Genomic DNA, 21,826 nt, shown 5'->3' on the forward strand with positions numbered 1-21,826 from the left:
CCCAGCGCAATCCGCTGGCCCCGACTCATTCAGGAGCATCCTTACCATGGTGATCACCCGTGCGCTGAGCACGACCGTGGCGGCCGCCGTCCTCGGTGCGGCCGCCTTCCTGGGCGCAGGCGTCGCCTCCGCCCACGTCACTACCAATCCCGGCACGAGCACGCCGCAGAAGGGCGGCAGCGGCACCATCGTCTTCCGCGTGCCGAACGAAGAGGCCGACGCCGGCACTGTCGGCGTCGAAGTGGATTTCAAACCCGAGTACGCGATCAGCTCGGTGCGGTACCAGCCCATTCCGGGCTGGAAGGCCGAGGTGACCAAGACGACGCTGCCCGCGCCGGTGAAGAACGGCAAGAACCTCGACGTGACCAACCCGGTCACCAAGATCGTGTTCACCGCACTGCCCGGCGGCGGCATCGCCAAGGGGGACACCGAGTTCCAGGAGTTCAAGATCACCGCTTCCACCCTGCCGTCGAACGTGGACCAGCTGGTACTGCCAGTGGTCCAGACCTATGACGGCGGCAAGGTGGTGAACTGGAACCAGGAGAGCGCCGGCGGCGCGGAGCCGGAGCACCCGGCTCCGGTCGTGGAACTCGCGGCCGCGGGCAGCGATGGCGGCCACGATCACACCGACGCCACCGCGGCCTCGACCACGGCAGGCCCGGCCGACACCATGGACAGCACCGCTCGCTGGCTCGGCGGTGCCGGACTGATCGTCGGCGCGCTGGGCCTCGGCTTCGGCGGCGGAGCGATCCTACGAGCACGCAAGGCAGGAAAGTAGATGCTGCGCAAGGCGTTCACCACGCTCGCGCTCGCCGGGGTGGCCATGCTGGCCATGGCCACCCCGGCACTGGCGCACAACGTGCTGATCTCGACCGATCCGGGCAAGGACGCCTCGCTCGAGGCCGGGCCCGCCAGGATCACGCTCACCTTCGACGCCCCCGTCCAGGGCGGTGACATCAACCAGGTGGCGGTCGTGGGGCCGGACAACACGCAGTGGGCCGAGGGTTCGGTCGAGGTGAACAGCAACGTGGTGACCGCGCCGCTGCGGCCGCTCGGACCGGCCGGGGTCTACACCGTCGGCTACCGCATCCTGTCGGCCGACGGCCACGCGGTGACCGGTGAATACAAGTTCACCCTCACCAGGGCAGGCACCGGAACCCCGGCCAGCGCCACCGCCGCCACCGGTGCGAGCAGGCAGGGTGGCTCCGGCGGGGTGCCGGTCTGGGTGTGGATCGCGGGCGCCGTGGTGCTGCTCGCGATCGGGCTCACGGTGGCCCTCCGCACCGGGGGAGGCAAGGCGAAATGACCCGGACCGAGACCGCTTCGCGGCCCCAGTTCCAGACCGTCCTGGCCGCGGGTTCCGCTGCGCTGGCGGCGGTTCTGATCGGACTCGCGCTGACGGCGACCGCCCCGATCCCCGGGGTGACGGACGTGAGCGAGGCGGTCTCGGTCGCCATCCCGGTGGTGCGGGTCGTGCTGGACCTCGCCGCGGTGACGACCGTGGGACTCGCCCTGCTGTCGGTGCTGGTGGGTTACGACCGGCCGAAACTGACCGAACCGGTGCTCGCGCAGGCGCGGCCCGCCGCCGTGGCCGCCGCACTGGTGTGGGCGGTGGCGGCGCTGGTCACGCTGGTCCTGCAGACCGCGGAGTACCGGCCGGGTTCCGCCACGATCGGTTTCGGCGACATCTGGGACTACATCGTGCACATCGGCGCGGGCAAGGCGCTGCTCGTCGTCGCGGTGCTCGCCTTCGCGCACGCAGGGCTCGGCTTCCTCGCCCTGCGGCACGGCGAGAAGGTGCCCGCGGAGGTGCGGGTCGGGCTCGGCCTGTTCGCCCTGCTTCCGCTGCCCGTCACCGGCCACGCGTCGAACTGGAACTTCCACGACTACACGATGATCTCCATGGAGCTGCACGTGATGAGCGCCGTCGCCTGGATGGGTGGTCTCGGCGCGATGACCGTGCTGCTGGCGAACAACCGCACGCTGCTGGCCTACGCGCTGCCCCGGTTCTCCAAACTGGCCACCCTGTGCCTGATCCTGGCCGCGGCGACCGGGCTGTTCAACGCGTGCGTCGAGATCCTGCTGAACCCGACGATCGGCTTCTGGGCAGGCCTGTTCACCACGCCCTATGGCCAGCTTGTCCTGCTCAAGGTGCTGTGCGCGGGGGCGATCGCCCTGCTCGGCGCGAATCTGCGCTGGCGGCTGATGCCGCGGATTCTGCGGCACGAGCGCACCGCGCTCGCGTCCTGGGCGGGCCTCGAACTGATCGTGATGGGCCTCGCGTTCGGCTTCGCCGTGGTGCTGACCCGAGCCCCGGTAACCTGACGGAGAGTAACTGCAAATTGCAGTTAGCGACTGGCATTACGCCATTTGGGGTGACTAGTTGGGCCGAATCTCCGCACTCTGCACGTGCATTTGCACAAACGACGAGCGGTCGGGTTTTGTCGACGAGTGTCACGACTCGGTCTCGAAATCGGAGTATCCGTAACGTGCGGCGCCCAGCCGCGGTATCGAGCGGCGCCGGTCAGCGATATCGAATCCACGGACGGGTGGTCCGGCCCGACCGCAGATCGTCCAGCCGCCGCCTCAACTCCGCCCGCACCCCGGGGTGGCTGCGCAGGATGGGCAGCACACTGGTGGCGAGCTTCAACTCCCGCACCGTCCGGAGCACGGCGAACCCCTCCCAGGCGGTGACGTCGAAACCGTAGACGTCGGCGAGCATCCGGTACCGGCCCGCCGGATCCCCGAACCGCTCCCGGCCCACCGCGAGCGGGGTCAGATCCCACTCGGGCGGGCCGAGGCACGAGGAGTCGAAGTCGCACAGGACCGGCCCGTCCGGGCCGACGATCACGTTGCCCGGATGCGCGTCGCCGTGGATCAGCGCCCTCGGCAGCGGAAACTCCAGCTCACCCAGGGCGGCTTCCGCCTCGGCGCAGCGCCGCAACAGGAACCGCCGGTCCTCGGGCGCCAGCTCTTCGGCGTCGCCGATCCGAGTCCGCACGTCCATCAGCGGTGCCCACTCCGCCACCCCGACGGGCACTGGCAACGCGTGCAGACGCCGGAGCAGCCGGGCGAGATCGGCGGCGCCCGCGGACCGGGCCGCCGGTTCGACGTACCGCCACACCGTGGCCACGTGCTCGCCGACTCGAAGCGGCTGCACCACACCGGGCAGCAGACGGACTGCGGGCACCCCGTGCCGTTCGAGGTGCCGCGCCACGGCGACCATGTTCCCGGCGCGGTGCCGCAACCCGCGCGAACCGACGATCCGCACCACCACGGACTCGCCGTCCAGCACGAACACCGCGTTGTTGGTGAACCGGAGCAGCCGCGCACCGCGATGGTCCAGACCGATCCCGGCACACACCCGCCGGAGCACGTCGACCAGCTTCTCCCTCGTGAACCGCCCCTCGGGCACGGCTCCCGCGTCGCCGCGGGTCTGCTCGGCGGTCACGCCGGTGGGGAGAACGCCAGGTCAGGCCGCGAAGAACAGGCCGAGCCGCTCGGCGAGCTCACGGGCGTCCGGGTTGTTCTTGCGTTTCTCGGCCTCTTCCTTCAGCGGCGTCATGCGGTCCTTGATCCGGGCCGACTTGAGCCCCTCGGCCGCCTCCAGCGCCGCCCGGCCGACCCGCGCGCCGTGGTCGATGTCGCCCTCGAGCAGGTGGTTGGTCGCCAACGCGCCCAGGTTGAAGGTCTTGCTGCGCTGCATGTCCTCGCCGTACGCGTCGACGGCCCTGGTCAGCGCCGGAATCGCGTACTTGGTGTGCCTGAGGTCCACATTGCGCGCCAGCACCGTGTGCACGGTGCCGATCATGGCGTAGACGTCGGTCTCGTTGAAGAACTTGACCCAGTCCTCGGCCTCGGCGAGGTTCGCCCTGGCGAACTCGTCCTTGGCCAGTCCCAGCAGCTTCATCGCCTGGTCCTCGTTCTCCATCATCGCGTAGGCCCAGGCCTGGTTGGCCGCGAGCACGGCGATGGCCAGTTCGGACCCGGCCTCCTGCGCCGCGATCTGCCCCAGCTGGAACAGCTTCAGCGCGTCGTTCGGCGCCTCCTGGTGCAGGTAGACCCGGCCCATCCGGTAGAGGATGTTCGCCACCAGCGGGTTGTTGTCGCCCTGCTTGGCCAGTTCCAGCGCGTTGGCGAAATGCCCGCGCGCGGAATCCATCAGCCCGGTGTCGAACGAGGTCCAGCCCGCCAGGCTGTGCAGATCGGCGAGCGCCACGTAGAGCCTGGACTTGACCACGCTGGTCGCCGAGGAATCGAGCATCTGCTGTCCCCAGGACAGCTGCGCCACCACAGCGTCGCGGCAGAACCCGCCGCCGTACTGGTAATCGAGTGCCCGCAGCGCCCTCGTCGCTGCCTCCACCTGGCGCACGTCGGTCATCCCGATGTGCCCCGGTGCCGGCGTCCTCGCGGGACTCGCCCCCCACGCCTGCGGAGACGATCCGAAGACCGCCGCCCCCATCGTGACCTGGGCGGCATGCGCGAGGAAGTTCCGCCGTTTCACGGACTCGTCCTCCTCAGCCTGCTGCTCGTCGGCCGCGCCGACGACCTGAATCTCGGTGGCCTCGTCGTAGGCGAGGCCCATGTATCCACGGGGGACGCCCAGTCCGTCGGCGATCCGGGCCAGCACGTCATAGGCCATGACCTGCCGACCCTTGAGGATCTCCGACACTTCGGACTGTGACTGGCCGGTCAGTGCGGCGATCTGACGCTGGGAGATCCCCTCCTTGCGGAGGTTGCGGTAGACCGCGCTGATCTCACGGGCGGCCAATGCCTCCCGCATTTCCCGCTTCTCCCACACGTCAGAGCTGATCGGGTGTCCCTGCCGGGCATCCGCAGCGCCACTGGCGTCCATTCGCGACCCCTCACCGTCCATAGGCGTCGATTCGCAGCGTAGGCATCCCTATTCAACCGTGCGAGACGCTGTTTGCCGAGTCTGATCGGCCGGGCCGAACTATCCCGACCGTTTACCGGCGAACCCAGGCCGGTCGCCGCTATGGCGGCGGTTCGGCTTCTCTTCGAGTCCGCTTCCCCGCAATCTAGTTGTCAGGTCTGAGTGAGCGAACGGGCACTGCCCGCGATCACGCAGAGCTACGAAGACACGAACAGTCCCGGAGAGCGAAAGAGCGGAGTTGACGCGGTGGAGTTCGCAAGCTCGATCCCGGCAGCACGTCCGGCCGCCCAGGGCCCGGCACGGGTGAGCAGGCCGGCCTCCCGCTCGGCGATGCCGTCGGTCACCGATCCCCGCGCCGCCCAGGTGCGTCGTTACGAGGGCGGTCAGCTGGTGTGGCGGGTGCAGTGCGGCGACATGATCAACCGGGAACGCTGCGTCACCGTGCTCGTTCAGGACAACGAGGTGGTGCTGGTGGGACCGCCCGGAGAGACGGCGCGACTGACCGCGGGCCAGCTGGGCCAGTTGCGGGCGGCGCTCAACGAAGCTGCGAAGCTGACGGAAAGGTGACGGTGAGTTTCCCGTGGATCAGATCCTTGGACAGGTCCTCCGCAATGCGGTGTGGGAGCGGCTGGACATGCTCGCCGACCTCGCCAACCGCGCCGACAGCGAGTCGCTGGTCTCGGTAGCGCGCTCGGAACTGCCGCGCCTCACCGAGGGCTGGCGCGCGATGTTGTCCGCGCACGAGCCCGACGAGCGTGGCGACTGCCCCACCTGCTCGACCCGGTGGCACCGCTGCAAGGCGCCGTGCTCGGTCTGGCAGGTCGCGCACGAGCATCTGGTGGCCGGTGGACTGGCTCCGCAGCGGGTGCTGCGCCGGCCGTGGCGGCGGAACAAGTCCGCGATGCCCAGCCAGTCGCGCGCCCCGAAGCCGAGCCCGGCGGAGACCACCGGCAGGCACGCTCTCCTGCCCCAGGTCGCCACCCGCTGAGCCCTCCCGGCCATTCGGCGATTAATCCGTGAAACTGGGCGAGAACCCCTAGCGGGAGCGGTAATCCACGGGTATCTTGATCAAGATCTTGATCGCCGTCGACCGACCCGAGACGGCCTCCGAACTCCGCGGGCCGGTGCCGTTGCACTCCCCTCCCCCGACCGGCACCGGCCCGCGGGCCCATCCCTCACCGCACCTTGCGCACCCCGAGGATCAGCCCGCCCGCGGCGAACGTGGCGACCGCCGAAGCCGCGAACAGCCCGGGGTAACCGCCCAGATCCGCGAGGATCACCGTGGCCAGCAGCGGCGCGATGACCTGCGGCAGCAGGTTCGCGATGTTCACCACCCCGAGGTCCTTCGCACGGTCCTGCGCCGCGGGAAGGACCTCGGTGAGGATCGCCAGCGCGACCGCCCAGTAGGCGCCGAACCCGACACCGAGCAGCGGCGATGCGGCCAGCGCGGCGGGCCAGGTCTGCCAGAGCACCAGCACCACCGCGGCCGCCGCCATCACCACGACCGCGAACAGCACGTAGGGCTTGCGTCGCTGGGAGCGGTCCGACAACCAGCCGACGGTGAGGCCGCCGACCACCAGCGCCGCCCCGTAAAGCCCCATCATGATCAGCAGTCCGCTGTCCGGATCCGGGTAGTGGACCGCATCCTTGAGGAAGAACAGCAGGTAGAACGTGCCGAGGGCATTCCCCAGGTTGATCATGAAGTGGCAGCCCCATGCCCAGAAGAAGTCCGGCTGCTCCTTCGGTGACACCCACAGTTCGGCCAGCACGTCCCGCCACCGGTTCGACGGCCGCCAGTCCCGGGGCAGCGCGAGGTCCGGGGTGCGCAGCACGAACACCACGGCACCGGCCACCACCACCGCCGCGCAGGCGAGGTAGCCGCCGGGCAGGTTGGTCACCACGACGGTGACCAGCACAGCGCCGAGCACGGTGCCCAGCATCTGGCTGATCCCGACCAGGCCGCCGATCTGCGCCCGCTGTTCGACCGGAACCCGGTCCGGCACGGCGGAGGTCAGCGTGGCCAGCATGCCGTTGAGCCCGGCCTGGACCAGGCACCAGCCGAGGGTCATCACCACGACGCTGGGTGCGAGCGCGAGGACCACCAGTCCGGCGGCGCCGACGCAGGCCCCGAGCAGGGTCCACGGGTGACGGCGGCCGAACCGGGACCGGGTGCGGTCCGAGGCCAGCCCGACGAGCGGGTTCGCGAACAGCGAGACCACCGCGCCGACCCCGGTCACCACGCCGAACACGAGTTCCTTGTTCGCCGAGTCCAGCAGTTCGGCCTGTTCGGGCAGCAGCACCTGGATCGGGGCGTAAATCCCCAGCCAGAGGCCGATGTTCGCGAGGAACAGCAGCGTCGTCCAGCCGGGACGGACCCGCGCGGTCGGTTCGGCCAGCGCCGCGGGCAGGGCGGTTTCGCTCATTTCCTCACCAATTTCCGGTACCAGGCGAAGGAGTCCTTGGGAGTGCGGCGCTGGGTTTCGTAGTCCACCTGGACCAGGCCGAAGCGGGGAGCGTACCCCTTGGACCATTCGAAATTGTCGAGCAGGGACCAGACGAAATAGCCCCGAACGTCCACTCCGGCCGACATCGCGGCGCGAACCGCCGTCAGATGGCCCTCCAGGAATTCGATCCGCTCAGGATCGTGCACTCCGTCGAAACTGCACCCGTTTTCCGTGATGTAGACAGGCGGGAGCGCCTCGCCGTAGCGCTCGCGGAAACCGACGAGCAGTTCGCGCAGCCCGTCGGGCACGATGGGCGAATCGTTCGTCGTCCGTGGATACCCGTCGATGGGGCGGAGTTCGAACGGAAGCGGATTGCCTTCACCGGGCGCGGCGGCACCCTGCGGTTCGTAGTAGTTGACGCCGTAGAAATCCAGCGGTTGCGCGATGACCGGCAGGTCGCCGTCGAATCCCTCCGGGAGGTGTTCGTGCATTTCGTCCGGATACGTGCCGAGCAGAACAGGATCGGCGAACAGGCGGTTGAGCAGGGCATCGAGCCAGTTCGCGGCGGCGCGGTCGCCTTCGCCGTCTCCGGCGGGCCAGACCGGCGAATGGTGGTTGGCGGTACCGATGCTCTCCGCGCCCGCCGCGCGCAGGGCCTGCGTCGCCAGGCCGTGCGCGAGGTGCTGGTGATGCGCGGTGGGGACGGCCCCGAGCAGCAAGGTCTTGCCGGGTGCGTACTCGCCGATGGCGTAGCCGTAGACCGTGGTGACCATCGGTTCGTTGATCGGGATCCACATCCGCACCCGGTCGGCGAACCGTTCGCCCAGTATCGCGGCGTAGTCGGCGAATCTGGCGGCGGTGTCCCTGGCCAGCCAGCCGCCGGCGTCTTCCAGTGCCTGGGGCAGATCCCAGTGGTAGACGGTGCCCACCGGGGAGATCCCCGCCGCGCACACGGCGTCGAGCAGCCGGTCGTAGAAATCGAGTCCGCGAGGGTTCGGAACTCCTCCCCCATTCGGCTGAATTCTGGGCCAGGCGAAGGACATCCGATAAGCCCCGACGCCCAGATCCGCCAGCAGTGCGACATCCTCCGGGTAGCGGTGGTAGTGGTCGTCGGCGACGATCTGGCCCTGGTCCGCGGTGAATTTGTCCCAAATGGACCGTCCTCGACCGTCGGCATCGGTTGCGCCTTCGATCTGGAAGGCTGAGGTGGACACGCCCCAGAGGAAATCGGGCGGGAAGGTGAGGTTTTCCACTGGCATTCGCCCTTCGGCGAGGGAAACATGAAAATTTCTCATACGATAGCCGTTCCCTCGTCCGGGGGGAAGCGGTTCGGCACGCTAAAGTCGCAGTTCAGAGCACCAGGAGGAGCACATCGTGTCGGACACCCAGGCGACCCCGCTGCGCCGTCAGCCGGTGCAGCGGCGAAGCGCCAGGCGAGTGGAGCAGATGCTGGACGCGAGTGCGCAGCTGATCGACGAGGTCGGCTACGAATCGCTCACCACCACACTCATCGCGAAGCGTGCCGGAGTCGCGGTGGGCTCGTTGTACCAGTTCTTCCCGGACAAGCGGGCCGTCGTCCAGGCCCTGACCCAGCGCAACCTCGACCACTTCATGGCGGCGGTCAGTGAACGGCTCGCCCGCGAGGATCCGCACCACTGGTGGGACGTGGTCGACTCGATCCTCGACATCTACCTGGAGATGCACCGTTCAGTGCCCGGTTTCTCCAAGGTGCACTTCGGCGACGTGGTCGACCGGCAACTCCTCGACGACAGCCGCGACAACAACAAGGTCATCGCCGATGCGCTGACCGACCTGGTGCGCAAGTACATCGAAACGCCCGGCGAGAAGCTCCCGCTGGCCATCATGGTGGCCATCGAGGTGGCCGACGCGCTGCTCAAGCTGGCCTTCCACCGGGACCCCGACGGCGATCCGGAGATCGTCGAAGAGACCAAGCAACTGATCAAGGGATACCTCGCCGGCCGACTCGGCGAGTAGTCCACAGGGCCTGTGGACAACTCTCTCCGGGCTAGCCGAAGTTCTGCTGCTCCCCGCGATAGGTCGGGACGGTCCGCACGACGCGGCCGCCCTCGACGAGGTGGTACTCCTTGAACCGCTCGGCGAGTTCACCCGCCTTCGCGTGGCGGAACCAGACGCGGTCACCGATCCGCAGGTCACGGGCCGGTTTTCCGGTCACCGGCGTCTGAACCTCGCCGGCCCCCTCCACGGGGAGGAGCCTGAGTCCGGCGGGCAGGTACGGCGACGGGAGCCGGGAGCCCGAAGGCGGTCCGGACGCGATGTACCCCCCGGCGAACAGGGTCGCGATACGGGCCGTCGGCTTGTGGACAACCGGCAGTGCGAACATCGCGGCGGGGCGCGGCCGGAAGCGCGTGTACCCGTCGAACAGGGTCGAGCCGATCAGCCCGGATCCCGCGGCCGCCTCGGTCACGGCGGGCTCGGCGAGCGTGCTCTCAATACTCCCCGAGCCGCCGCCGTTGACGAATTCCAGTTCGGCGATCGCACGCACCGCACGGACGGCTTCCGCCCGCCGCCGCGCCAGTTCCCGTGCCGAACGCCGCTGCATCCAGCGCACCAGTGCGTCGGTCCGTTTCCCCGTGGCGTCGGGCAGCCCCGCGATCTGCCCCTCATAGGCCATCAGCCCGACCAGCCGGAATCCCGGGCGCGCCACCACCGACCTGGCCAGTGCCGCCGCCTGCCGCGGGGTGAAGACCGGCGAGCGGCGGGTGCCGACGTGCACCAGGCGCAGCGGTCGCCAGGACGCGTCGAGTTCGAGGCAGACCCGGATCTCCGGATGGCCCGGTCCGAGCACGGTGGTCACGAAGTCCAGGTGCGCCGCCGAGTCGATCATGATCGTGATCGCGGCCCTTGCCCGTTCGTCCGCGGCGAGACGGCGCAGCGCCCCGCGGTCGGCGGTCGGGTAGGCGACCAGGATGTCGTCGCACGTCCCGCTTTCGACGTGCCACAGCGCCTCCGCGAGCGAGTAGCACATCAGGCCGGAGAAACCGGGCTTGGCCAGCGCGCGTTCGATGAGGTAACGACAGCGCAGGGACTTGCTGACCAGGCGGATCGGCCTGCCTTCCGCCCGCCGGAGCAGGTCGTCGGCGTTCGCGTCGAACGCGGCCAGGTCGATGACGGCCAGCGGGGGATCGAGATCCTTCGTGGCCAGGTCAAAGGTGACCGCACTCGGTGTGCTCATGCGCAGTACGGTACGGCAGCAGGTCTTGAAAAGCGAATATCTTTCACCTACGGTTTCCGTCACTCCGATACGAACAGGTGACTCCCCATGAACCGGTGGACCAACTGGGCGGGCACCGCGACCGCCGAACCGCACCGCGTGCACACGCCGCGCAGCGTGGCCGAAATGGCCGAGGTGGTGGCCGGTGCCGCCGTCGACGGCCGTCGCGTGCGGCCGCGCGGCAGCGGGCACTCCTTCACGCCCATCGCGGTGGCCGACGGCGACGCGATCGACCTGACCCACTGGAGAGGCATCGCCTCGGTGGACGCCGAGAACCATCGCGTCACCGTCCGCTCGGGCACTCCGCTGCACCAGCTCAACGCCGAACTCGAAGCGCTCGGGCTGGCGATGACCAACCTCGGCGACATCGACGCGCAGACCATTTCGGGCGCGGTGTCCACCGGTACGCACGGTACCGGGGCCCGCCTCGGCGGCCTGGCCACCCAGATCGCGCAGCTCGAACTCGTACTGGCGGACGGCTCCGTGGTCACCTGCTCGGCCGACCGGCGGCCCGATCTGTTCGCCGCGGCCAGGGTCGGCCTCGGCGCACTCGGCGTGATCAGCCACGTGACGCTGCAGTGCGAGCCTGCCTTCGCGCTCTCCGCGCAGGAGCGCCCGGAACCGCTCGAAGGAGTCCTCGACGGCTTCGACCAGTTCGCGGAGGAAAACGACCATTTCGAGTTCTACTGGTTCCCGTACGGCCGCAACGCACTGGTCAAGCGCAACAACCGGCTGCCGTCCGGCGCCGACCGCAAACCGCTCAGCCGCGCACGCCAGTTCCTCGACTACGAGATCATGGAGAACGTCGCCTTCGGCACCCTGTGCCGGGTGAGCCGCGCGGTCCCGCGCCTGACGCGACCGCTGGGCCGGTTCGCTTCGGCCGTGCTTTCCGCGCGCGAGTACAGCGACCTGTCCCACCGCGTGTTCGTCACCCACCGCGGCGTGCGGTTCGTCGAATCCGAGTTCGCGGTCCCCCGGGAGTCCGTGCACCAGGTGCTCTCCGAACTGCGGGCCCTGGTCCCCCGGCTGGAGAACCCGGTCGCCTTCCCGGTGGAGGTCCGGGTGGCCGCCGCCGACGATCTCTGGCTGTCCACCGCGCACGGCCGCGACTCCGCCTACATCGCCATCCACCAGTTCGTCGGCATGCCGTACCGCGAGTACTTCGCCGGGTTCGCGGCCATCGTCGCCGAGGTTGGCGGGCGGCCGCACTGGGGCAAGATGCACGATCTCGACGCGGCCGCGCTGCGGGCGCTCTATCCCCGATTCGACGACTTCCTCCGGATCCGCGACGAGGTGGACCCGGCAGGCGTGTTCGCGAACCCCTATCTGGACCGGGTACTGGGCCCCGCCCCGCGAGCCGCCGACCGCTGACGCTCCCGGCGACCGGCCAGGGCCGTGAGGGGTCCCTTCACGGCCCTGCCTCCGCCGCAAGACCCGAGGGCTCAGATCCGCGCGACGGCTTCGTCGATCGGTGTGTTGCCGCCGACGAGTTCGAGGGTTCGGTGCACGCTGCGCTGCTCTTCCAACAGTGCGAGGAGGACGGCGGCGACGTCGTCGCGGGGGATTTCGCCGTAAGCGACCGAATCGGCCAGCTGCACCTCGCCGGTGCCGGGCTCGTCGGTCAGCCTGCCCGGACGCAGGATCGTCCAGTCCAGATCGCGGGCACGCAGGTCCTGTTCGGCGGCTTCCTTCGCCCGCAGGTAGGCGGCGAACACCTCGTCGGTGCCGGGGCGGGGCGGACGGCCCACGCCGATCGAACCGATCTGCAGCAGACGGCGGACCGCCGCCTGTTCGGCCGCCGCGGCGAACAACGCCGCGGCACCCCGGTCCACGGTGTCCTTGCGCGCCACTCCGCTGCCGGGCCCCGCGCCCGCGGCGAACACGGCGGCGTCGGCGCCCCGCAGCACTTCGGCGACTTCCCCGGTTTCGGCGGCTTCGAGGTCCAGCACTACGGGCTCCGCGCTCACCGCGCGCAGATCGGTCGCCTGGGCGGGATCGCGGATGATCCCGACGGCTTGATCTCCGTGGGCGGCCAGCAGCCGCGCCAGCCGCATCGCGATCTTGCCGTGCCCGCCCGCGATCACCACTCGCATGACACAGAAGCCTACTCAGCCAGATCGTTTTTCGAAGCGGCGGAGCCGCTTGCGGTGGGCTGTCAGCTTGCACCGCCGCGGGTTCTCAGGCGGTTCCTGGCAGCCACGCAAACCGGTCCAAACAGGTCCTCTAGGCCACCGGCAGGTCGTACGAAGCGAGGAGCTGTTCGTACACGATCTCGTTGACCCAGCGGGAGACCGCGTCCTCCGGCAGGACGAGCCGCTCGTGGCAGCCCTCGAGGTCGCGGTCGACGACGGCGTCCTCGTCGGCGGAGACGACGGCCAGGCCGTAGGACCGGGCACGCGGCAGGCAGTTGTCCAGGTAGTCCTTGCTCATCACGGCGGAGGAGGGAAGAACCATGGCCGCGTCGCCGTAGCGGGCGAACGGGACCGCGGCGGCCATCGCGGTGCGCCAGTGGCGGGCGACGGCGAGCACGCCGACGATATCCGCGGCCGGGGCGGGGGCGGTGGCGGTGAACTCCGGCCAGGTCCAGGTGGCCACCGTGGTCCGGTCGGTCACCGGGCCGACACCGAACGCGATCCGCTCGGCGTGCACGTCGGTGCGCAGCTTCGCCACCACGCAGACGCGCCGGCCGAGGATGGTCACCTCCGGCAGGACGACGCCCTGCCAGCCGAGCCTGCCGGCCGCGGCGTTCGCCAGGAAGGAGGTACTCGCGGGAAGCTCGACGGGCGGGACGACACGGGTGGGAAATGACCGGGTTCCGCCGGCCACCACCGCGTCTCCGGTGTGCCCTGGTGTAACCGCCACGAGTCCGCCTCCTTTTGCCCTGCACTGCGTCCGAGGTGCCGCTTCCCCCTCGTGAAAAGTGGCACATGAATTGAGTACCAGGGCGGTGGCCGCGGGTCTCGGGTAAGCGGAGCGGCTGCGATCGGCGGCGTCCAACGGTCGGTGACCGGTCGATGAGCGGTTTTTCGACTTCAGTCCGACCCCGCCGCCGAACGGGTGAGGAGGGGTTGAGCGGCGCTACTCAGAGGATTTCCGTACCGCCAAACGGAGCAATTCGTGATCTTGTCTGCCTGGTGTTGGCGTCGCTGCGGCCTGGTGCCGTTGCCCAGGACGGGCGCCACACCGTCCCGGCAAGCGGTTTCAGGCCGCGGAAGTGGTCGATGATCGCCCGAAGTCCCGGGTGCGGATTCGTTCCCGGGACCATGAGGGAGAGCGGATAGGCGAGCGTCGGGTTCACGATCGGAATGCGGCGCAGGTCGTAGTTCGCCGGCCAGACGTACCGGTCGCGCGCGCCGACGAGGGTGGCCACGTCGGCGGAGTCCGCGAGGGCGTCGAGAAGCACTTCGTCACCGAAATTCGGCCCTGCCGCGTCGATGCGGAGGTCGAACTCCGTGGCGAGCTCGTCGTAGAACTCCCCCCATTCGCTTCGGGGTGCGATACCCGGCACCCAGATCCGGAGCTTGCGCAGCCGGGGCGGGGTCAGTGTCCGCGCGGAGGCGAGCGGATGCCTCGGGCCGACGAGGAGTTCCAGCGGGGAGTCGAAGGCGTGGATCATGTGCACGTCGCGCGGCAGCACGGCCGGATCGGTGACGGTGCGGAACGAAGCGTCGATCTCACCCACCTCGACGGCGGCGGCCGCCACGCGAGGGTCGTCGACCCTGAGGGTCACCACGTCGAGGTCGGTTTCGGGATGCGAGCGCCAATAGTCGTGCAGGATGACCGCCTGCGCGCTTCGCAGGCCGAGCACGTCGATCCGAAGGGCCCGCGAGCCCGGCCTGATCGCGGTGATGGCGCGATCGACACTCGCGACGATGCTCCGCGCGTGCGGGAGGAACGCCCGGCCGTCGAGCGTCAGTTCGACTCCCCTGGCGGTACGGGTGAACAGGCGGACTCCCAGCTCGCGCTCCAGGGCGGCGATCCGCTTCGAGACCGCCTGCTGTGTCACGCCCAGCTCGTCGGCCGCGTGTTGCACCTGTCCGAGCTCGGCGGCCCGGACGAACGACCGCACTGCCTTGGTGTCCATCGGGTCCAGCCTAGGCACGCACAACCGATCGTTGTGGCTCGCCGCAGGGCGGTTGTTTGGTCCTGCGGCCGTACAGCCGCTGTGATGCAGGGACCCAAACATCGGTTGTCGCTGAGGAGTGTGTGCGCGTGAAACTGGGGGCCGCTTTCGGCTGGTTGTGGTGGGCCTACGCCGTGAGCACATACGGCACATGGGTCGCCTTCGGAGCGTTCCCGCTCATCGCGGTCCGAATACTGCACTCGCCCGCATTCGCCGTTTCGCTTCTGGAGGCGGCCGGGCTGGCCGTCGCGGCGGTCCTCGCGCTCCCGCTCGGACCGTGGGTCGAGCACCGGCCCAAGCGTCCGGTGATGATCGGGATGGATCTGGCCCGGTTCCTCGCGATGGCGAGTGTTCCGGTGGCGTACTTCCTCGGCCTGCTGTCCTACGGCCAGTTGCTGGTCGTCTCGGCCGTCTCCGGGACCGCGAGCATCGCCTTCACCGCCGCATCCGGCGCGTACCTGAAACACCTCGTCCCCAGCGAACACCTCCTCACCGCGAACGGGAGATTCGAGGGCACCGGCTGGGTGGCGACCGCGGTGGGCCCACCACTCGGCGGCGCGCTCATCGCCCTGCTCGGCCCGGTCATCACCGTCGTGGCCGACGCCCTCAGCTACCTGCTGTCCGCGCTCGGGATCCTCCGCATCCACGGAAGCGACGTCGCGGCACCCCGCGACGCGGCCACCAGACTGCGCGCAGCCGACCTGCTGCGAGGCTGGCGGTTCATCCTCCACGACCGCGCGCTGCGGCGCCTGTTCCTCAACTCGATCCTGGTCAGCGGCCTGATCATGGCGACGCTCCCGCTACTGGCCGTCCTCCTGCTGGGCGAGTACCACTTCCCGGCCTGGCAGTACGGTCTCGCCTTCGGCATCCCGGCACTCGGCGGCTTCGTGGGGGCCCGCCTGTCCGCACGCCTCGTCCGGCGTTACGGACGGCACCGGGTCATGACCGTCTTCGGCTGGCTGCGATCGCTCTTCCCGCTCGGTCTCGCGTTCGTCGGCCCCGGCGTTCCCGGACTTCTCACCGTGATCCTCGTCGAGGGCCTGCTGATCACCTGCATGGGCGTCTTCAAACCGATCTACGCCACCGAACGCCTGCAGCGCACCCCCGCGGATCACGCGGCCCAAGTCCTCAGCACCTGGAGTGTCAGCAGCAAACTCCTGCAGGCCACCCTCATGGTGATCTGGGGCATCCTCGCCACACTCACCAGCCCCCTCGCCGCGATCACCATCTCGGGCGTTCTCCTGCTCGCCACCCCGCTCCTGCTACCCAAACGGACGCACCTGTCCGCCCCCGCTCCGGTACCGGCTCTTCGGACGGTCAGAACAGGAGCGCCCGGGCCTCGGGGGTCATGAGATCGGAAAGATCCCGGTAGGGCACGACGATCTCGGTCGGATCGCACACCATCGGGTAACCGAGGGCGCTGGCTTCGATCACGAAGGTCACGCCGTCCTTCGCGAAGCCGACCTGCAGCGCTCCCGTACCTGCCGGGGTATAGGGGTCCAGATCCCCGGGTTCGAGGCCACGCACGTCGTTGACCGGAGGGGTGTCGCCGCAGAAGCCGCCCGGCGAGCGAGCGAGGATCCGCTGGCTGAGAAGCGACATCCCCTGAGCGCTCTTCGCGATGTCGCGGAAGACGTCCGTCGCGGTCAGCGTCCGCCCGGTGGTCAGGTCGAGGTTGATCGCCTGCACGCTCGCCGCCCCGTGGTTGCCGAACTGGGCCGAGTCGACGGTGAGCGTGTACTGCACCGACAGCACCTTCCGGTCCTGACGGCCGATCTTGACCTCGTTGTGCACGTGCGGGATGTCGCCGTTTTGCTCGGGACCGTTCACCCCCTGCCGGACGTAGCCGATCCACTGGTCCAGCGGGGCCGTCAGTGCGGCGTTGACGCGTTGCTGCACCGCCGGATCACCGATCCCGGAGACCCGCGCGTACTGGGCGCTGACGTCGAAGGTGCCGTCGTTTTCGTTTCGGGTGGGCAGGTCGACCACGAGCGCGACCGGGGTGGCGCTCGTGGTTCCCGCGGCTACCGGCGGCGGGTTCCCGTTGGCACCCGAAGGTGCGGTGCCCACCACGACCGCGACGACGACGGCCGCCGCGACCAGAACCGCGCCGACGATGGCGGCGATCACCTTCCCGCTCACCGCCACCCCGGCGGCGGCCGTCCCGGCGGTTCCGGCCACACTGCCCGCCGCGGTCCCGGCCGCGGTGGTGCCCACCGTTCCGGCGGCGGTTCCGGCGGCGGTTCCGGCGGCGAGGCCGGGAGCGGCCGCGGTCCCGGCGCCGAGCAGCGCCAGCGGCGACAGCGCCAGCAGCACCCCCGCCCGCTGCGCGAGCCGGAGCAGACCCCGCTCTTCCCAGTCCTCGCCGTAGCCCGCGACCGCGGCGGCTTCGAGTTCGGCGACGAACTCGGCGGCGCCGAGCGGCCGGTCGGTGGGTGCCTTCGCCATGCCGCGGGCGATCAGCGCGCGCACCGGCTCCGGCGCCAGTTCCACCGGCACGGGCGCGTCCCGGTGCAGTTCGCGCAGCGTCTCGATGCTGTCGGCCTCGAACGGCCGCCGTCCCGTGACCCCGTGAAAGAACACGCAGGTGGCGGCGTAGACGTCGGTCGAGGGACTCGCCGGAAGGCCCGCCCACTGCTCGGGCGCCATGTAGGCGGGTGTGCCCACGGGTACGCCCGCCTCGCCCGCGAGCACGGCGATGCCGAAGTCGACCAGCTTGCTCTCGCGGCCGGGTCCGACGAGCACGTTGTCGGGCTTGTAGTCGCGGTGCACGATGGCCACCCGGTGCGCGTCGGCCAGCCCGAGCAACGAGCCCTTGAGCACCGCGAGGGCGCCTTCGGGTTCCAGCCGTCCGTCCGCGGCGAGCACCTCGCGCAGTGAGATCCCTCGCACGGCTTCCATGACGATCGCGGCACCCTGCGGGGTCTCCACGAACTCATACAACCGGGTGACATGCGGGCTGTGGATCCGGCTGAGGATCGTGGCCTCCCGCCGGAAGGCGGCCAGCCTCGCCGGGTCCAGCAGGTGCCGCCGGAACAGGTACTTGATCGCAACGACGCTGTTCGAGACGTCGTGCCGGGCCAGTACGACGCGGCCGAAACCGCCTTCGCCGAGTGCTTTCAGTTCGGTGAAACCGGGTAGCGACCATGTGTCCACCACTCTGAGAGGTGAGCTGCGCCGCAGCGGTTCCCCTGGGTTCGCGGTTAGGGTTACTCGCCGGTTACCGTGCGAGTCACCACTAGTCACATTCGTTGGAGGATCATCGATGCGTTCGCCGAAGGACTTCTTCGCGCCGCTCGCGGTCGGGGCACCGGACCCGGTCCGGGAGATTCCCGCGCTGCCGTCGAGGATGATCCACTTCTTCGACCCCAGCAACGAAAAGATGGCCGCCAAGGTCCCCGACCTGGCCAAGAAGGTCGACGTCCTGCTGGGCAACCTCGAGGACGCGGTGCGTGCCGACCGCAAGGAGGCGGCCCGCAACGGACTGGTGTCCATCACCAAGTCCACCGACTTCGGCGCCACCCAGCTGTGGACCCGGATCAACAGCCTCGACTCGCCCTGGGTCCTCGACGACCTGATCACCCTCGTCACCGAGATCGGCGACAAGCTCGACGTGATCATGGTGCCGAAGGTCGAGGGTGCACAGGACATCCACTACGTCGACCGGCTGCTCGCCCAACTGGAGGCCCGCGCGGGCCTGCGGCGCCCGCTGCTGGTGCACGCCATCCTGGAGACGGCTAGCGGTGTGGCGAACGTCGAGGAAATCGCCGGCGCCAGCCCCCGCATGCAGGGCATCTCGCTCGGCCCGGCCGACCTGGCCGCCAGCCGCCGGATGAAGACCACCCGCGTCGGCGGGGGCCACCCCGGCTACCTGGTGCGCACCGACCCGGTCGGCGACGACCTCGAGACCGGCCGCACCACCTACCAGCAGGATCTGTGGCACTACACCGTCGCGCGCATGGTCGACGCCTGCGCGATGCACGGCATCCTCCCCTACTACGGCCCCTTCGGCGACATCCGCGACGTGGTGGCCTGCGAGGACCAGTTCCGCAACGCGTTCCTGCTCGGCTGTGTCGGCACCTGGACGCTGCACCCGGTGCAGATCGACATCGCCCGCAAGGTGTTCTCCCCCGATCCCAAGGACGTCGCCTGGGCGCGGCGCGTGATCGCCGCGATGGGCGACGGCACCGGCGCGGTGATGATCGACGGGAAGATGCAGGACGACGCCTCGGTGAAGCAGTGCCGGGTGGTGGCCGAACTGGCCGACGCGCTCGCCGCCCGCGACCCGGAACTCGCCAAGGCCTACGACGAAGCCACGAAGGAGGCGCTGGCGTGAGTCAGCTCGAGGTCAAACCCCGCCGGTCCGTGCTCTACATGCCCGGTGCGAACGAGCGCGCGCTGGAGAAGGCCAAGACCCTCCCGGCGGACGCGCTCATCCTCGACCTCGAGGACGCCGTCGCGCCGGACGCCAAGGAAGCGGCCCGGGAACGGGTGTGTGCGGCCGCGGCCTCGGGCGAGTACGGCCGCCGCGAGGTGACGATCCGGGTGAACGGCCTCGACACCGAGTGGCACGACGCGGACCTGCGGGCCGCGGCGCAGGCCGGTCCGGCCGCGGTGGTGGTGCCGAAGGTCAACTCCGCACAGGACGTGCACAACATCGAACGCGCGCTGGAGCTGGGCGGGGCCCCGGACCACACCAGCATCTGGGCCATGGTCGAAACCCCGGTCGCGATGCTGCACGCCGAGGAGATCGCGGCGGCCAGCGAGCGGCTCACCGTGCTCGTGATGGGCACCAACGACCTGGCCAAGGAACTGCACGCGGAGTTCGTCCCCGGCCGTGCCCCGCTGCTCGGCGGGCTGTCGCTGTGCCTGCTCGCCGCGCGGGCCACCGGCAAGGTCATCCTCGACGGCGTCTACAACGACGTGAAGGACCTCGAGGGCTTCAAGGCCGAGTGCCTGCAGGGCCGCCAGTTCGGGTTCGACGGCAAGACCCTGATCCACCCGGGTCAGATCGAGCCGTGCAACGAGGCGTTCTCCCCGTCGGAGGCCGAGATCGAGCAGTCGCGCAAGATCATCGCGGCCTTCGAAGAGGCCAAGGCCGAGGGCCGCGGCGTGGTCACCGTCGACGGCCGGATGATCGAGAACCTGCACGTCGACAACGCGCAGCGGATCCTCGCCCTGGCCGAGGCCTTCACCGCCTGATTGGGCGGGTCGGGTTCCGCCACCCGCACCGCCACGCAAACCACTTCCAAAACAGGCTCTGGCTAGGTGAAGGTGCCGGGGTCCTGGAGCCAGTCGAGCGCCTTGCGGGCCGCGTTCGACACGGCGCGGTCGGGGTGGGCGACCACCATCGACTCCAGGACCTCCCGGGTGCTCGGGTGGCCGCAGATGGTGGCGTCGGCGAGGAACAGCAGCTGGGCAGGCCGCGGTTGCGCGGCGAAGGACTCCATCGCCTTCTTCCGGCCTGCCGAGCGGATGTCCGCCGCCAGCACGTCCACCATGCTGTAGGTCCGCTCGCGCCCGCTGACCTCGCTGGCGTCGATCAGCCCGGCTTCGAGCAGCCAGGCCAGCGCGGCGGGACCCGCCGCGGAGTGGTCCCGCAGCCCGGCGATCGCCGCCACCCCCGCCTCCCCGAACTCGCCGAGCAGCTGGAAGGCGCGCATGCGGTGCTCGAAGTCGTCCGTGCGGCGGGCGATCTCGGACAGTTCGACGATCGCGCGCTCGGGTTGCCGTGCCCGCAGCCACCGGTTCGCCCCCTCTTCGAAGGCCTCGGGGGACAGCTGCGCAATGCGGGTGAAGAACACCTCGGCCGTCTCGGCGGCCAGGTCGTCCAGGGTGAGCGTCGGGATGCCCGCGCAGACCCGTGCGTCGTAGATCGCGCGGACGCCCAGCGGCAGGATCCGCACCACCTGCCGCTCCTCGGCGGGCACTTCGTCCACCGAGTCCACACCCGCGAAGTCGATCAGATCCGGGTAGTGCTCCTCACGGGCGGGCAGCAACTCGACCAGGCCGAAATCGCTCAGCCTGCGCACCACGCGGAGCACCGGTTCGGCGTCCGAGGCGTACCGGGCCGTCTCGCCGAGGCCGTCGAGGATCTCGACCAGCATCGGGATCGTCGCGTAGTCGTGGTCGGCCTGCACCGATTCCAGCAGGTCCAGGGCGAGATGCCGGTCCGCGGAGCGGCGCCGGACGGGCTCACCGACCTCCGCGATCACGTGCGGGATCGCCACGCGCCACAGCGCGAGCGGATCCTCCAGCACCGGCGCGGCCCGCTTGACCCGCACCAGCCTGCCCCCGCGAGCCCGGACCACGCCCGCCGTCTTGGCCAGCGACACCAGCTCCGCCGGGTCGTCCACGCCGAGCCGGTCCACCAGATCGCACGCGTCCGCCTCGGTGAGGCGCCCCTTGGCGGCCAGCTCACGTCCCTCGCCCACCCAGTCGGCGAACCGCCTCAGCCGCCGCACCACCGGGGTGCCGGCGGCGTCGGCCGCCAGCACCGACTCGGGGGCCAGCGCGAACACCGGGACGGGGTCCTGCGGATCCACCTCGGGATCGCCGTCGTAGTGCCGGTAGGCGATCTCGTGCAGCAGACCCTGGTCCACGCCGATCTCGCCGTGCTGCACGCGCTCGATGAACCGCTGCGCCTCGGCCTCGTCCAGCGGATCGATGCCGTTCTCGGCCATCGCCACCGCCCAGAACTTGGCCAGGCCGAAGTTGGCCGGGTCCCGCATCGCCTCGTCGAACCGGGGCCCGATCGCCCGTACGAACGAACGCAGCACCACCGGCGGTTCGCTGCGCATGTCGTAGAGATCCGCGTCGTCGAGGAAGTCGAGCAGCGCCTCGACGGTGGACAGCACCGCGGAGGAATGCGGATCCAGCAGCACGACCTTGCGCGGGAACCAGTTCAGCAGCGCCCCGCGCAGGATCTCGCGGGTCCAGCGCCCCAGCAGGCCGTCGCGCTCGAACCGGTAGTCGAGCAGGGCGCCGGCGACCACGGGATCGACCACGCGTTGCCGCATCTGCGCCCACGCGTCGAGTTCGACGAGCAGGCGCTCACGAGCGTCGATGAAATCCTCTTCGTCCGCTCCCGTGTAGACCATGCGCATACCGAG

The 21,826-nt window shown here is 69.9% G+C and carries 20 protein-coding genes; 10 read left to right on the plus strand and 10 right to left on the minus strand.

Going from position 1 to position 21,826, the window contains the following annotated elements:
- Window positions 1-46 precede the first annotated feature (46 nt).
- The 3 genes from ORV05_RS32355 to ORV05_RS32365 are packed head-to-tail and all read left to right on the plus strand — an operon-like array spanning window position 47 to window position 2,325.
- Window positions 47-778: a YcnI family copper-binding membrane protein gene (locus ORV05_RS32355; protein WP_268755682.1), complete on the plus strand. Its 732-nt coding sequence runs from the start codon at window positions 47-49 to the stop codon at window positions 776-778.
- A 3-nt stretch (window positions 779-781) separates the two neighbouring features.
- Complete coding sequence (locus tag ORV05_RS32360) at window positions 782-1,306, plus strand: copper resistance CopC family protein (protein ID WP_268759998.1); 525 nt, start codon at window positions 782-784, stop codon at window positions 1,304-1,306.
- Window positions 1,303-2,325 carry a copper resistance D family protein gene (locus tag ORV05_RS32365; protein WP_268755683.1) on the plus strand — a complete coding sequence of 341 codons (1,023 nt, stop codon included), beginning with the start codon at window positions 1,303-1,305 and terminating at the stop codon, window positions 2,323-2,325. Before ORV05_RS32360 ends, ORV05_RS32365 begins: the two co-directional genes overlap by 4 nt.
- A gap of 199 nt (window positions 2,326-2,524) precedes the next feature.
- On the opposite strand, the gene ORV05_RS32370 is transcribed toward ORV05_RS32365, so the two are convergent.
- Window positions 2,525-3,451: an aminoglycoside phosphotransferase family protein gene (locus tag ORV05_RS32370; protein WP_268755684.1), complete on the minus strand. Its 927-nt coding sequence runs from the start codon at window positions 3,449-3,451 to the stop codon at window positions 2,525-2,527.
- Between the two features lie 21 nt (window positions 3,452-3,472).
- On the minus strand, window positions 3,473-4,855 hold the full coding sequence (locus tag ORV05_RS32375; RefSeq protein WP_268755685.1) for a helix-turn-helix domain-containing protein: 1,383 nt from the start codon (window positions 4,853-4,855) through the stop codon (window positions 3,473-3,475).
- A gap of 285 nt (window positions 4,856-5,140) precedes the next feature.
- Between ORV05_RS32375 and ORV05_RS32380 the strand changes: the two genes are divergently transcribed.
- The gene (locus ORV05_RS32380) at window positions 5,141-5,461 is read left to right on the plus strand and encodes a hypothetical protein (RefSeq protein ID WP_144588822.1); all 321 of its coding nucleotides are present in this window, start codon (window positions 5,141-5,143) and stop codon (window positions 5,459-5,461) included.
- Window positions 5,462-5,474: 13 nt separating this feature from the next.
- A complete protein-coding gene (locus ORV05_RS32385) occupies window positions 5,475-5,882 on the plus strand; it encodes a hypothetical protein (protein ID WP_268755686.1) in 408 nt (135 codons plus the stop codon).
- Between the two features lie 187 nt (window positions 5,883-6,069).
- On the opposite strand, the gene ORV05_RS32390 is transcribed toward ORV05_RS32385, so the two are convergent.
- On the minus strand, window positions 6,070-7,317 hold the full coding sequence (locus ORV05_RS32390; RefSeq protein ID WP_268755687.1) for an MFS transporter: 1,248 nt from the start codon (window positions 7,315-7,317) through the stop codon (window positions 6,070-6,072).
- The gene (locus ORV05_RS32395; protein ID WP_268759999.1) at window positions 7,314-8,591 is read right to left on the minus strand and encodes a GH1 family beta-glucosidase; all 1,278 of its coding nucleotides are present in this window, start codon (window positions 8,589-8,591) and stop codon (window positions 7,314-7,316) included. The genes ORV05_RS32390 and ORV05_RS32395 overlap by 4 nt, the downstream gene beginning before the upstream one ends.
- A 121-nt stretch (window positions 8,592-8,712) precedes the next feature.
- On the opposite strand from ORV05_RS32395, the gene ORV05_RS32400 reads away from it, so the two are divergent.
- Window positions 8,713-9,333 carry a TetR/AcrR family transcriptional regulator gene (locus ORV05_RS32400; RefSeq protein ID WP_268755688.1) on the plus strand — a complete coding sequence of 207 codons (621 nt, stop codon included), beginning with the start codon at window positions 8,713-8,715 and terminating at the stop codon, window positions 9,331-9,333.
- Window positions 9,334-9,364: 31 nt separating this feature from the next.
- On the opposite strand, the gene ORV05_RS32405 is transcribed toward ORV05_RS32400, so the two are convergent.
- The gene (locus ORV05_RS32405; protein ID WP_268755689.1) at window positions 9,365-10,552 is read right to left on the minus strand and encodes an amino acid deaminase/aldolase; all 1,188 of its coding nucleotides are present in this window, start codon (window positions 10,550-10,552) and stop codon (window positions 9,365-9,367) included.
- A gap of 87 nt (window positions 10,553-10,639) precedes the next feature.
- On the opposite strand from ORV05_RS32405, the gene ORV05_RS32410 reads away from it, so the two are divergent.
- Entirely contained in the window at window positions 10,640-11,962 is a 1,323-nt protein-coding gene (locus ORV05_RS32410) for a D-arabinono-1,4-lactone oxidase (protein ID WP_268755690.1), read from the plus strand.
- A gap of 71 nt (window positions 11,963-12,033) precedes the next feature.
- Here the strand turns inward: ORV05_RS32410 and ORV05_RS32415 are convergent, their stop codons facing one another.
- From ORV05_RS32415 to ORV05_RS32425, 3 genes are all read right to left on the minus strand, one after another.
- Entirely contained in the window at window positions 12,034-12,684 is a 651-nt protein-coding gene (locus ORV05_RS32415; protein ID WP_268755691.1) for an NAD(P)H-binding protein, read from the minus strand.
- Window positions 12,685-12,814: 130 nt separating this feature from the next.
- On the minus strand, window positions 12,815-13,453 hold the full coding sequence (locus ORV05_RS32420; protein ID WP_268755692.1) for a hypothetical protein: 639 nt from the start codon (window positions 13,451-13,453) through the stop codon (window positions 12,815-12,817).
- Window positions 13,454-13,673: 220 nt separating this feature from the next.
- A complete protein-coding gene (locus ORV05_RS32425; protein WP_268755693.1) occupies window positions 13,674-14,675 on the minus strand; it encodes a LysR family transcriptional regulator in 1,002 nt (333 codons plus the stop codon).
- A 122-nt stretch (window positions 14,676-14,797) separates the two neighbouring features.
- On the opposite strand from ORV05_RS32425, the gene ORV05_RS32430 reads away from it, so the two are divergent.
- Window positions 14,798-16,066, plus strand: coding sequence for an MFS transporter (locus ORV05_RS32430; protein ID WP_268755694.1), 1,269 nt, complete (start codon window positions 14,798-14,800; stop codon window positions 16,064-16,066).
- On the opposite strand, the gene ORV05_RS32435 is transcribed toward ORV05_RS32430, so the two are convergent.
- Window positions 16,032-17,873: a serine/threonine-protein kinase gene (locus ORV05_RS32435; RefSeq protein ID WP_268755695.1), complete on the minus strand. Its 1,842-nt coding sequence runs from the start codon at window positions 17,871-17,873 to the stop codon at window positions 16,032-16,034. The genes ORV05_RS32430 and ORV05_RS32435 overlap by 35 nt on opposite strands.
- 106 nt (window positions 17,874-17,979) lie before the next feature.
- On the opposite strand from ORV05_RS32435, the gene ORV05_RS32440 reads away from it, so the two are divergent.
- Both ORV05_RS32440 and ORV05_RS32445 read left to right on the plus strand, forming a co-directional pair.
- Complete coding sequence (locus ORV05_RS32440; RefSeq protein WP_268755696.1) at window positions 17,980-19,050, plus strand: HpcH/HpaI aldolase/citrate lyase family protein; 1,071 nt, start codon at window positions 17,980-17,982, stop codon at window positions 19,048-19,050.
- A gap of 38 nt (window positions 19,051-19,088) precedes the next feature.
- Window positions 19,089-19,916 (plus strand): HpcH/HpaI aldolase/citrate lyase family protein, encoded by an 828-nt coding sequence (locus ORV05_RS32445; protein ID WP_268760000.1) that lies wholly within the window; start codon window positions 19,089-19,091, stop codon window positions 19,914-19,916.
- Between the two features lie 62 nt (window positions 19,917-19,978).
- On the opposite strand, the gene ORV05_RS32450 is transcribed toward ORV05_RS32445, so the two are convergent.
- Entirely contained in the window at window positions 19,979-21,820 is a 1,842-nt protein-coding gene (locus ORV05_RS32450) for a hypothetical protein (RefSeq protein ID WP_268755697.1), read from the minus strand.
- Window positions 21,821-21,826 lie beyond the last annotated feature (6 nt).

The sequence above is a fragment of the Amycolatopsis cynarae genome, assembly GCF_026802195.1.
Lineage (GTDB): Bacteria > Actinomycetota > Actinomycetes > Mycobacteriales > Pseudonocardiaceae > Amycolatopsis_E > Amycolatopsis_E rhizosphaerae.

Bases quoted from the DNA above. Each gene is read 5' to 3' on its own strand.
- ORV05_RS32450 (WP_268755697.1), bottom strand. From the start codon at position 21,820: ATGCGCATGGTCTACACGGGAGCGGACGAAGAGGATTTCATCGACGCT.
- ORV05_RS32390 (WP_268755687.1), bottom strand. From the start codon at position 7,317: ATGAGCGAAACCGCCCTGCCCGCGGCGCTGGCCGAACCGACCGCGCGG.
- ORV05_RS32375 (WP_268755685.1), bottom strand. From the start codon at position 4,855: ATGGACGCCAGTGGCGCTGCGGATGCCCGGCAGGGACACCCGATCAGC.
- ORV05_RS32425 (WP_268755693.1), bottom strand. From the start codon at position 14,675: ATGGACACCAAGGCAGTGCGGTCGTTCGTCCGGGCCGCCGAGCTCGGA.
- ORV05_RS32440 (WP_268755696.1), top strand. From the start codon at position 17,980: ATGCGTTCGCCGAAGGACTTCTTCGCGCCGCTCGCGGTCGGGGCACCG.
- ORV05_RS32445 (WP_268760000.1), top strand. From the start codon at position 19,089: ATGCCCGGTGCGAACGAGCGCGCGCTGGAGAAGGCCAAGACCCTCCCG.
- ORV05_RS32405 (WP_268755689.1), bottom strand. From the start codon at position 10,552: ATGAGCACACCGAGTGCGGTCACCTTTGACCTGGCCACGAAGGATCTC.
- ORV05_RS32410 (WP_268755690.1), top strand. From the start codon at position 10,640: ATGAACCGGTGGACCAACTGGGCGGGCACCGCGACCGCCGAACCGCAC.
- ORV05_RS32415 (WP_268755691.1), bottom strand. From the start codon at position 12,684: ATGCGAGTGGTGATCGCGGGCGGGCACGGCAAGATCGCGATGCGGCTG.
- ORV05_RS32365 (WP_268755683.1), top strand. From the start codon at position 1,303: ATGACCCGGACCGAGACCGCTTCGCGGCCCCAGTTCCAGACCGTCCTG.
- ORV05_RS32355 (WP_268755682.1), top strand. From the start codon at position 47: ATGGTGATCACCCGTGCGCTGAGCACGACCGTGGCGGCCGCCGTCCTC.